Origin of the sequence: uncultured Roseibium sp. (assembly GCF_947499295.1) — a bacterium.
Classification (GTDB): Bacteria; Pseudomonadota; Alphaproteobacteria; order Rhizobiales; family Stappiaceae; genus Roseibium.
Map to the genome: position 1 here is coordinate 250,574 of NZ_CANMNP010000007.1, position 10,851 is coordinate 261,424.

A 10,851-nucleotide genomic window follows, 5' to 3' on the forward strand; every position below is an offset into this window, starting at 1 on the left:
TCTTACCCCTTTACCTCAAGGCCCATGGAACGGGCGGAGCCTTCAACCATCAGCATTGCTGCGTCGACGTCGTTGGCGTTCAGGTCCTTCATCTTGGCTTCAGCGATTTCCTTGACCTGATCGCGGGTCACGGAACCGACAGTGCCGCGACCTGGGGTCTGGGAACCCTTCTGCAGCTTGGCAGCCTTCTTCAGGAAGAAGCTGACCGGAGCGGTCTTGACTTCGAACGTGAAGGACTTGTCAGAGTAATATGTGATCACGGTCGGGCACGGAGCGCCTTTTTCAACATCCTGCGTCTGCGCGTTGAACGCCTTACAGAATTCCATGATGTTCAGGCCACGCTGACCGAGAGCCGGCCCAATGGGCGGCGACGGGGTAGCGGAACCTGCCGGCACCTGAAGCTTCAGGAAACCTTCAATTTTCTTCGCCATTTGTCTCTCCAGTCATCTGCAGCCGAACGGCAATCCGGCTGCTTGGGAGTTGGTGGTCCGGCACTTTGTCGTCGCCCGGCGAAGAGCAACGGAACCTTCCACCGCATTCATCCCGGTCCGATCATCTTCAAGATCACCTTTACCGGGCACACGCGCCCTCCCGTCGGGAGAGCAGACAGTCAGAGCTTGTCGACCTGACTGAATTCAAGTTCCACAGGCGTAGCGCGGCCAAAGATAGAAACTGCAACCTTCAGACGCGCACGCTCGTCATCGACTTCTTCGACCAGGCCGGAGAAGGATGCAAACGGGCCATCGGAAACACGCACCTGCTCGCCAACTTCAAAGCTGACAGAGGGCTTGGGACGATCAACGCCCTCCTGCACCTGATTGATAATGCGCAAAGCCTCTTTCTCCGGGATCGGCATAGGCTTTTGATCCGCACCCAGAAAACCGGTGACTTTCGGCGTATCCTTGATGAGATGGAAAGCCTCGTTGGTCATGTCCATCTTCACCAGAACATAGCCCGGGAAGAATTTGCGCTCAGCGTCGACCTTGCGGCCACGGCGCACTTCCACGACCTTTTCCATCGGAACGAGAATTTCTTCAAACAGATCGGTGAGACCTTTCTGTTCGGCCTTCTCGCGAATGGAATCGGCGACCTTCTTCTCGAAATTGGAATAGGCGTGCACAATGTACCAGCGCTTGGCCATGGTTCTTCAGTTCCGTTTCTTGTTCTTGTCTGCAAACCGGACGGCCGGTCTTACTCAATTAGCCGCCGACACCCAGCAAAAAGCCGATCCCCAGGCTCATCAGCTGGTCCGCGATGAGGAAGAAGATCGAAGCGATCATCACCATGACAAACACCATGGCAGTGGTCACAGCTGTCTCGCGACGCGTCGGCCAAGTCACCTTGGAGGTCTCGGCGCGCACTTCCTGGATAAATTTAAAGGGATTGGTCTTCGCCATTCCGATTCCGGTCTGTTAAATACGAGTGGGCGCGCGGAAAGTCTCCGCGCGCCTCACTCGAGGAAACTGTTTAAGCCCTCGAGGCCGATTAATCAAGAGCAAATTGGCAGGGGCAGCAGGGTTCGAACCCGCGACCTACGGTTTTGGAGACCGTCGCTCTACCAGCTGAGCTATACCCCTTCATGGGGAACCGCCTGCGCGATCCCCGCTCCTGATACCCTCTGAGGCCGCTCACAGCAACACTTAAGAGGGCAAACCGCCGGGCACAAGCCCGGCGGTTCAATTTCATCTTATTCAGTAATTGATGCGACGACGCCGGCGCCGACGGTACGGCCACCTTCGCGGATCGCGAAGCGCAGGCCTTCTTCCATGGCGATCGGCACGATCAGCTCAACGTCAACGGAAACGTTGTCGCCAGGCATAACCATTTCAGTGCCTTCAGGAAGGGAAACAACACCGGTCACATCAGTCGTACGGAAGTAGAACTGGGGACGGTAGTTGGTGAAGAACGGCGTATGACGGCCACCCTCTTCCTTCGTCAGGATGTAGGCTTCTGCCTTGAACTTCGTGTGCGGGGTAACTGAACCCGGCTTGCAAAGAACCTGGCCACGCTCAACGTCTTCACGGGCAACACCGCGGATCAGAGCACCGATGTTGTCGCCTGCTTCACCGCTGTCCAGCAGCTTGCGGAACATTTCAACGCCGGTAACCGTGGTCTTGGTGGTGTCCTTGATGCCGACAATCTCGACTTCTTCACCCACATTGATCACACCGCGCTCAACACGACCGGTCACAACAGTACCGCGGCCGGAGATCGAGAACACGTCTTCGATCGGCATCAGGAACGGCTGATCCTTCGGACGCTCAGGCGTCGGGATGTATTCGTCAACCTGGTTCATCAGCTCGCGGATCGCATCACGGCCAATCGCCGCATCACGGTTCTCAACAGCTGCAAGAGCAGAACCCTTGACGATCGGAATGTCGTCGCCCGGGAACTCGTAGGAAGACAGAAGCTCACGGATTTCCATCTCGACAAGCTCAAGAAGCTCTTCGTCGTCGACCTGGTCAACCTTGTTCATGAAAACAACAAGAGCCGGAACGCCAACCTGACGCGCAAGCAGGATGTGCTCACGGGTCTGCGGCATCGGGCCGTCTGCGGAAGACACAACCAGGATCCCGCCGTCCATCTGAGCAGCGCCGGTGATCATGTTCTTCACGTAGTCGGCGTGACCAGGGCAGTCAACGTGAGCGTAGTGACGGGCTTCCGTCTCATACTCAACGTGAGCCGTGGAGATCGTAATACCGCGCGCCTTTTCTTCAGGGGCACCGTCAATCTCGTCATAAGCTTTTGCTTCTGCGCCACCTGCTTCTGCAAGCGTCATGGTGATCGCAGCGGTCAGCGTCGTCTTGCCGTGGTCAACATGGCCAATCGTGCCAATGTTAACGTGCGGCTTGTTGCGCTCAAATTTTTCCTTCGCCATCGGCGTCGCTCTCTGTCCAATACTCGGTTCATCGATAAAGGCTCGAGTCGGGCCGCATTCCGGCGCCTTGGACAGATCCGCGTGCGACGAACTACTTCCCGTAGAACTTTTCTGTCAGGATTTCCGGGCGAAAGAGCCTTCCGTCCCGGACACTCCGATCAGCACCCATGATGGAGCGGGTGAAGGGAATCGAACCCTCGTCGTCAGCTTGGAAGGCTGCTGCTCTACCATTGAGCTACACCCGCACAACGAGAGAAACAGAAACGATGGTGGAGGAGGTTGGATTCGAACCAACGTAGGCATAGCCAACGGATTTACAGTCCGTCCCCTTTAGCCACTCGGGCACTCCTCCATCTCGTCCTGCTTCACGCCGAAGCGATCAGGATGGCTTGACCGGAGAGCCCGCCCGAAGGGGCGAGCAATCCCGTGGCGCGTGTTATGCAGATGAGGACCTGCCCTGTCAACGCCGATTTTGCAAAGAAATGAACAAAATCCGGATGACGCGCGAAACAGTTGCCTCACGCGCAGTCCATCGGCCTAGCCACCTATCCAAAAAGTGTGCCTCAGCTTGGCCATTTTGTCACGATTTGCCTTTGGTTTTCACGCTCTTGCGCTCTTGCAGGCTCTCCCCCTGTGGACAACTGCGGAGCGTCAGGCAGTGGGGCGCATATGGCAGCAAAGTAGGGCTTCAACGATTTCAAAGCACCTCTGATAGACGCCAGGTGATCAAAATAGGAGTTGCGGCGCACAAACGATTTGTTGTAGCTACAACAAATGACTGATCCGCTTGACGACATAGACCTGATGCATATGGGCCGGATGTGCTTCGGCCACGCAGCAAGGCGCACCGCAAATCTGCTGACCCGGCATTATAATCGGCACTTGGCGGCACTCGGTTTGGAACTCACCCAGGCTCAGTTGCTGGCAGCGATTGCAGAAGGTTCCGCCACATCCGCATCGGAAATCGCAAGATTTCTCGGCATTGACCGCTCCACACTAGCCAGAAACCTGAAACCGCTGGAAACCGCCGGCCTGATCACAAGGCAGGACCAGGGTGGACGCCGTGTGTTGCCGGTCCTGACGTCGGCGGGCAAGAACAAGGTGATCGAAATCCATCAAACCTGGTCAAGGGCGCAAACCGAGATCAGCGACCTTCTGGGCCCTGACGGTGCTCAAGCCGTGCGCAGCCACATGTCCGCGCTGCGCAAGGCAGTGCACATTCTCTCCGGCGAAATAGACACGGAGAGGCCGAACCTTGCTGGGCAGAGCACTCAAACAATTTCTTCAAAATCAGGACGACAGACATGAACAACTCTGAGTCATTTACAGAAAACGGCAAAACCCATGAGCTTGGCGCCCTGCCCAAGAAGGCTTTTCACGAGATGACCGGTCTCGACATTTTTGAGCGGATGATGGCCGGTGACCTTCCCGCACCGCCAATCATGGTACATTCCAATATCCGCATGAAGGAATTCTCAGAAGGGCGCGCTGTTTTCACCGGCCAACCTGCCAAAGAGTTCCTCAACCCGCTTGGCACCGTTCACGGGGGCTGGATTTCCACTCTGATTGACACAGCCCTTTCCTGCGCGGTTCACACAACGCTGCAGCCCGGCGAGTTTTATACGACCACTTCGCTCAACGTGAACATGGTGCGTCCACTCCAGGCCAACAGCGGCAAGGTCACATGCGAAGGCCGGATCGTGCATCGCGGTTCACGGCTTGCCACCTCCGAAGGTGACCTTCGCGATGCAAATGGCAAACTGATCGCCCATGGCACGGTCAGTTGCATGATCATGAAACCATCCTGACACCTGCATCCGGTCTGTTGAAGAGACGGAAGCCACCTCTTTCCCTTTGGACTATTTGGCGCTAGAGCTGCGCTATGACGGAAAACACCAAATCATCGCGCTTCAAATCGGGCAGAGGCAAGCCCGGCGGACCTTTCAGGAAGGGGGCAGGCAAACCTGCCCCGCGCCGCCCGGGCCTGCCGCCGGAAGGTCCTGTACTGCTCTATGGCCTCCACACGGTGGAAGCGGCCTTTGCCAACAAGGACCGCAAGCGGCTGAAGCTTTTTGCGACGGAAAATGCACAGCGCCGTCTGGAAGAGCGCGGCGTCACGATCGACGTGCCGGTGGAAAACATGATGCCACGCGCACTCGATCGCATGGTCACCAGGGATGCGGTTCATCAGGGTATAATTCTGGAAGCCGACCCCCTGCCCGCATATGGCGCGGAGCACCTAAGAGGTGCGCGGCTGATCCTGGCGCTCGATCAGGTCACCGACCCGCACAATGTCGGCGCGATCTTGAGATCAGCCGTTGCACTTGACGCCGATGCCGTCGTCACAACGGAACGCCACGCCCCTGAAGAGGGTTCCGTTCTTGCCAAATCCGCATCCGGTGCGCTGGACATGATCAAACATGTCAGGGTGAAGAACATGGCCCGCTTCGTTGCGGAAATGCAGGACGAGGGTTTTTCCTGCGTCGCTCTGGACAGCGACGGTCCGGCAAGCCTGGAAGAGACGCCCTTCACCGACAAGACAGTTCTGGTTCTGGGGTCAGAGGGCAAAGGCGTGCGCCAGGGCGTGCGAGAAGCCTGTGGCCTGACGGCACGTCTCGATATGCCCGGCGAAATCCGCTCCCTCAACGTCTCCAATGCGGCCGTGCTGTCTCTCTACGTCGCGCGCATGAAAATGGGGCTCTAGGCAACAAGCCTTGAATGCTGGCTGCCCAAGAACGTTTTCCGGTCTATCACCAGCTAGACTTGCTTCAACGCAGAAGCGAGAGCAGCCTGCGCCTCTTTCAGAGTTTTCAGGAAACACCGGCTTCGACGGTTGGTCCCTCAATCCTTCTCAGCACCGTGCAAATGAAATTCATTCAGCGATGTCAGCCGCATCGCTCGCACCACGGTGTCCGCCCCAATTACCGGCACGTGTCAGGAACGGAGCGAGGATCAGGCTCAAGAAGAGCGTCGGTGCGAGCACCATAAGACCGGTGCGAATACCGTAGGCATCGGCAACCGGGCCAATCGTCAACGGCCCGAGCAGGAAGCCCAGCAACGCGATAAAAGACAGGATCGCGACGTTCGAAGCCGCACTTGTTCCTGGTGCCGCAGACGCGGCAGAGACGCCCAGTGGAAATGCCAGCGCGGCTCCAATGCCAAGAATACCGAGCCCAAGAAGCGCCACCGGCACGCCTGGCGCGACCCAGATGATGCCCAGACCGGCCAGACCCACCGCTGCAAGTATTTGCCCCAGCCTGCCAGGCTCCGCCACATGTCGAAGCCTGTCGCCCAACAGCCGGGTTGAAGCAAGGCAAAGGGAAAAGACGGAAATACCGAGACCGGCCAGTCCCGGGCTTGCGGCAAACGCGTCTCGCAGGAATACCGCGGCCCAGTCCGCAATTGCTCCTTCGACGATTGTTGTACCGAACGTGAAAACACAGACGCCGAGCAACAACGGGTGTGGCATCCGAAACCCTGGCGCATGTTCCTGCGCACTGGTGGAAGCCTCAGCGACAGGCATCTTGAGTATTGCCGGCAACACCAGCACTTCAACCACAAGGGCAATCGCCAGTCCGGCGATCAACGGCGACCACCCCAGGCCTGCAACCGCAGACCCGATCAGCGTACCGGTCAACAAGCCGAAACTCCAACACCCGTGAGCAACGCTCATGACCTTGCCGCCGGTATCCTTTTCATATTCGTCGGCAAGCACGTTCAGGCCCAGTTCCAAAAGGGATAGGGAACTTCCCATAAAGGCAAGCGCTATCATCAGGACCCATTGGGTCGGTGCCATGAACGGCAGCAGCATGACGAGCAGAAACACCGGATAAAGCACCAGCGTAATCCGGCGCGCGCCCAACCAGTTGGCGATACGCCCGGCAAAGAGGAGCGTTGTCAACGTCCCGATCGGAGCACCAATCAGAGCGAAGGCAAGCTCACTGTTGCTGAGACCCAATGAGGTCTGAATGCCCGGAATATGCGGCAACCACGCTCCCAGCGCGATCGGCTGCAGAAAAAAAATCAGGCAGATGCGCTGTGCCCGCGTCATGTATTCCCTGTTCAGTGAAGACGGGCCGCACCGCGAGGTGCCGTTACCCGGTGCGACTCATTTTGGGTTGTCGATGCACAGCATTACACGAATTTTGCCAGGTTCGGCAGGTGCCCGCTTACCGCCCGGTTCCGGGAGGCCCCTTTCGGGTCTGCACCGGACCTTCGTAAGGGGCAAAGGTTTTCAGCCCGGAGACATCGAACCCGCTTGGGCATCCGGACGCGATATAGTCAAAATAGATTGCCCTGCCGCGAAAAGCTCTGCTTTTGTCTGCCTCCAAAAAGAGGCCGTAGCAGGTTTTGTTGCAATAAAAGAGGCTTCCCTCCTCGGCCCCGACCCGCTGCGCCTTGCCGTTGGTCTGGAGGATCTGCTCGCCCTGAAGCATGCCCGTCATCACGTGACAGACATCGCCGCCATATGAGTTCCGGGTGCTGTCCTTTATGGCGAACCGGATTGGAATGCCGGTGATCTCCTTGCCGGTGCGGTCCACGCGATGCAGCCAACGATCGCGCGTAAAATTCTGCGGGTGTCCGGAAAGGCAATTGAGCACATCCCAATCGGAGGTGGTCTTTACATTATAGAAATAGTCACCGGTCTCGTCTTTCATGCCACGGCAGGTGTCGAGTGCATTTTCAACCCCGTTCGCCTTGTCGAACCACCCAAGCGCCAGGATCGGAAACCCGTCCATTGCATAGCCGATCGGTTTCTTGTCGACCTCCACCCACGTCTTGCCGAGATCCTCAATCAGGCACTTGGGCGCAATGTGGTAGTGATAGTCGTCACCCCTGCCCGCATGGCCGCCGCAAACATCCAGTTCGCCGGCTTCAAAGGCGCTCGGGCGCTTGCCGGTCGACCTGTTCACCGGCCCCTGCGTGCTTGGATCGAAGATCGGAACACCGTTGACGGCAACACCGACCGGACCTGCTTCTGTTTTTGTCGGCCGGTTTGACAGCTGCGGCGTCAAAAGGATTTCAAACTCGTAATTGTGTACGGACGGGAATTGCTGATTGGTGGCAATGATGCCCCGCATGATCGGATCGTCGGTGTCGGGCAGTCCTTTGGACGAAAACCGCGCCTTGCCACCGGAACATTCCAGCGTCTCGATCTCCTTGGTGTAGCAGGCCTCATCGCATTTGCAGGTCTTGATATCGTGCGCTTCTGATGTCGTTGAAAACGCAAGCGACGAAAAGACGATCACCGCCGACAAACCCGTTGGTTTTGCAAATTTCATTTGTGCATTCCCGATATAGCCCACGTCATTTGGCTTAACACAGCCCCGCAGCAGACCGCAGTGTGAATTTGTAATAGTCTGTAACCGGCCCTGGAACGGATTTATCCACAGTGACGAGGCAATTATCGTTGCTTTTCTATGACGTTAGAAAGTTTGTTGGGCCTGGAAAAGAATTTTTGCCACAAGGGCATGGACAAGCGCTGCCAATCTGGTAGAAGCCATTCCCGGCGCCGGTATAGCTCAGTTGGTAGAGCACGTGATTTGTAATCTCGGGGTCGCGGGTTCGAATCCTGCTGCCGGCACCAGTTTTCTCTCTACAATTAGATTTTTTGACACGGTGACGTTGCACGTGCTTTCCATGGCAGTGTGTCGAAACCTGTAGCGCGCAACTTCACTTGGCCACCAGATTTTTTCCTAAATCGGCTCTACCATCTCCGCCCCATCCGTCTTCGATGAGTTGACCTGCCGACCGACCCGATAGAATTCAAACTGCGAACCCAAATTGCTGCCAAGAAGCGCTTTCGCGTCCGGAACTGGCGTTTGTGGGTCAAGCCATCCATCATATGCGGACTGGTCAAGGACGATGGGCATGCGGGTGTGCACTCGGTCGATCGGAGCGACGGCGGGTGCGGTCAGGATGGCGCAGGAGATCACGTCCAGCGTGGTGTTATGCGCCCATAGGCCCGCAAATGAGAATGGTGCCGTCTCAGGCAGATGGATGAACCAAGGATCCCGGCCGCCATCTTCACCTTTGGTCCATTCGTACCAGCCATCGGCCGGCACGAGGCACCGCCGTGTCTTGTAGGCATCCCGGAAGGCCGGTTTCTTCTCGGCATCCTCAGAGCGCGCATTGAACATCGGATATTTGCTCTGAAGCTCTTTCGCCCAATGAGGTACGAGCCACCAACGGCCTTGTGACACCTCCAGATCTCCGCCCTCACCCACGTGGACAAACGGCACGTCCTGCGTTGGAGCGATATTGTAGCGGGCGGCCGTGTTGAGGTGCAAATACTCGGCCGTCAGATTATATAGCCGGTGGATTTCCTTCCACGGTTTCATCAGCGTGTAGCGGCCGCACATTCTTGGTTTGCGCTCCTATAGTGGTTGTTCCTAGATCATCAGTAGATTCTCTCACTGCGCCGAATTCTTCAAATTCGCGATAGAACCTATTAAAGGTAGTTTGGAAGCGAAGCAGCGAGGATAAGGATACGTCCAACTTCGCTGAATGGACCGGTAACATTGATTTTTCTTGTTCTAGGAGCGTTTGGACCTGAGTTTCGAGGTTTTGCAGTTTCTTCAGATCATCAATATCGACATGACACCTTTCGTATCTACTGCAGTCTTTTTTTAACGATGAGATCGTCTCGTCAACTTCAAGGCGTGAAAAGTCTATTCGCCTTTCGATTAAACGGCCACTCGGCTCAGCAGTGTGGATCTTCACAATTAGGTTGTCTTTTTGCTGTGAAACTTGTTGCCATGTGAGTTTCCACAGTTCAAGCGCCTGTTCATGCACGGCCGAATTGTGCTCGAAGTCCATAAATTCGGTTTGTTTGGCGAAGTAGTCACCGCTTCGTCGCGCTTCCTCAGCTTGAGCCTTTGTCGCCTCCTTGGCCTCTATCGCCACCTCACGCGTCAACTGCAGTTCCTTGCGTTGCTCCGCCAATTCTTGCGACTGAATGTACACCGCCGCCGCCAACCAAATGAATGCCAACGGAGCGAAAAACCCAGCAAGAAAGTCGCCAAGCTCGTTTGCAGTTAGTCCACGAAATATCTTCAATGGTTCGTTTGAGCTGTCTAGTCCCGACTGCGACAAAAGAAACACACCGATCAAAACCCAAATGATCGAAAATCCAACCAATGCCTTTTTCATCAATGCCCCCGTGAACCACACGGGAGCATTACAACCTTCGGGCGATCTATCAAGCATCATCCATAGAAAGCACCCTTGAGAGTTCGCCACGCATAAGCTGCGACCAGCGGGACAACCCCGTTACCGGCTGCGCGGGATCGCTCCACCCGATTGGCCAGCCCATCATCCAGCCCGAAAAGTTCGGGTTGAAGGTCCAGTCGCCTGGACAGGTGCGTGTCCCAGGCTTCAAGGTCACATGGAGTTGGGGCAAAGATGGGTAAATCGGTGTTTGAAGGGCCTTTAAACCCATCTGTTTCACCGCCAGCCAGAAAGTGCTCCACACTCTCGCAGCGTTCCCCAAGGCGTGCTGGCTGCCCAACTGGTCCGTCGCAGTCCGGAACCGGAAGGCTCCCTGCTCTATCAAGATGTCCGTCCGGCACGCATAGATGCTTGTCGTTGGCGTGGGCCAGAATGAAGAGCCTCTTCCGGATGTGGGACGCGCCGACTTCAGCCGCCGAGAACAATCCCGCTTTGATGCTAAAGCCCAGTCCTTGTAAGTCCCCGGCAACCTCTTCAAATCCACGGTCCAAATGTCCCTCGACGTATTCGCAGAAGACCCATTCGGGACTGGGCGAGTGTTAAGCGATATAGAACGACGATCTCGCGCCACGGTTTATCTTGGGTATAGCGTCTGCACAAAATACTACACTCCTTTTTGGAGTATCGCGTAATATTCCTTTATGGCGCTACCGATCAAGCAGCCGAAGTGTCCGTCGTCAGGGTATTTGGGGCTGATGGCTTCGTGACTTAGCGGAGAGACTGGCTCATCGTGTTGGTTGATT

Annotated in this window: 11 protein-coding genes, 4 tRNA genes and 1 pseudogene; 4 read left to right on the forward strand and 12 right to left on the reverse strand. The window is 56.4% G+C overall.

Annotated features, from left to right (window positions below):
• Positions 1–2: 2 nt before the first annotated feature.
• From rplK to Q0835_RS13735, 7 genes are all read right to left on the reverse strand, one after another.
• Entirely contained in the window at positions 3–431 is a 429-nt protein-coding gene (gene rplK, locus Q0835_RS13705) for a 50S ribosomal protein L11 (protein ID WP_094071112.1), read from the reverse strand.
• Between the two features lie 179 nt (positions 432–610).
• Complete coding sequence (nusG, locus tag Q0835_RS13710) at positions 611–1,141, reverse strand: transcription termination/antitermination protein NusG (protein WP_298962018.1); 531 nt, start codon at positions 1,139–1,141, stop codon at positions 611–613.
• A 58-nt stretch (positions 1,142–1,199) separates the two neighbouring features.
• The gene (gene secE / locus Q0835_RS13715; RefSeq protein WP_152501358.1) at positions 1,200–1,397 is read right to left on the reverse strand and encodes a preprotein translocase subunit SecE; all 198 of its coding nucleotides are present in this window, start codon (positions 1,395–1,397) and stop codon (positions 1,200–1,202) included.
• A 104-nt stretch (positions 1,398–1,501) separates the two neighbouring features.
• Positions 1,502–1,577: transfer RNA gene (locus tag Q0835_RS13720), tRNA-Trp, on the reverse strand.
• A gap of 110 nt (positions 1,578–1,687) precedes the next feature.
• Positions 1,688–2,878 (reverse strand): elongation factor Tu, encoded by a 1,191-nt coding sequence (gene tuf / locus Q0835_RS13725; RefSeq protein ID WP_298961980.1) that lies wholly within the window; start codon positions 2,876–2,878, stop codon positions 1,688–1,690.
• 171 nt (positions 2,879–3,049) lie between these two features.
• Positions 3,050–3,123, reverse strand: a tRNA-Gly gene (locus Q0835_RS13730).
• A 22-nt stretch (positions 3,124–3,145) separates the two neighbouring features.
• Positions 3,146–3,230, reverse strand: a tRNA-Tyr gene (locus Q0835_RS13735).
• Between the two features lie 422 nt (positions 3,231–3,652).
• On the opposite strand from Q0835_RS13735, the gene Q0835_RS13740 reads away from it, so the two are divergent.
• The 3 genes from Q0835_RS13740 (at position 3,653) to Q0835_RS13750 (ending at position 5,582) form a co-directional block, all read left to right on the forward strand.
• Positions 3,653–4,186, forward strand: a complete 534-nt coding sequence (locus Q0835_RS13740) for a MarR family winged helix-turn-helix transcriptional regulator (RefSeq protein WP_298962021.1) — start codon at positions 3,653–3,655, stop codon at positions 4,184–4,186.
• Positions 4,183–4,686: a PaaI family thioesterase gene (locus Q0835_RS13745; RefSeq protein ID WP_298962024.1), complete on the forward strand. Its 504-nt coding sequence runs from the start codon at positions 4,183–4,185 to the stop codon at positions 4,684–4,686. Before Q0835_RS13740 ends, Q0835_RS13745 begins: the two co-directional genes overlap by 4 nt.
• A gap of 74 nt (positions 4,687–4,760) precedes the next feature.
• Positions 4,761–5,582 carry an RNA methyltransferase gene (locus Q0835_RS13750; protein ID WP_298962026.1) on the forward strand — a complete coding sequence of 274 codons (822 nt, stop codon included), beginning with the start codon at positions 4,761–4,763 and terminating at the stop codon, positions 5,580–5,582.
• A gap of 168 nt (positions 5,583–5,750) precedes the next feature.
• On the opposite strand, the gene Q0835_RS13755 is transcribed toward Q0835_RS13750, so the two are convergent.
• Entirely contained in the window at positions 5,751–6,929 is a 1,179-nt protein-coding gene (locus tag Q0835_RS13755) for an MFS transporter (protein ID WP_298962029.1), read from the reverse strand.
• Between the two features lie 118 nt (positions 6,930–7,047).
• Entirely contained in the window at positions 7,048–8,160 is a 1,113-nt protein-coding gene (locus Q0835_RS13760) for a YHYH protein (protein WP_298962031.1), read from the reverse strand.
• A 229-nt stretch (positions 8,161–8,389) separates the two neighbouring features.
• Between Q0835_RS13760 and Q0835_RS13765 the strand changes: the two genes are divergently transcribed.
• Positions 8,390–8,465 (forward strand) — tRNA-Thr (locus Q0835_RS13765).
• 109 nt (positions 8,466–8,574) lie between these two features.
• Here Q0835_RS13765 and Q0835_RS13770 read toward each other — a convergent pair.
• The 3 genes and pseudogenes from Q0835_RS13770 to Q0835_RS13780 form a co-directional block, all read right to left on the reverse strand.
• On the reverse strand, positions 8,575–9,219 hold the full coding sequence (locus tag Q0835_RS13770; RefSeq protein ID WP_298962033.1) for an SOS response-associated peptidase: 645 nt from the start codon (positions 9,217–9,219) through the stop codon (positions 8,575–8,577).
• Entirely contained in the window at positions 9,185–10,030 is an 846-nt protein-coding gene (locus Q0835_RS13775; protein ID WP_298962036.1) for a hypothetical protein, read from the reverse strand. Before Q0835_RS13775 ends, Q0835_RS13770 begins: the two co-directional genes overlap by 35 nt.
• A gap of 56 nt (positions 10,031–10,086) precedes the next feature.
• A pseudogene (locus Q0835_RS13780) lies at positions 10,087–10,626 on the reverse strand (hypothetical protein); the annotation flags it as partial.
• Positions 10,627–10,851: the final 225 nt, after the last annotated feature.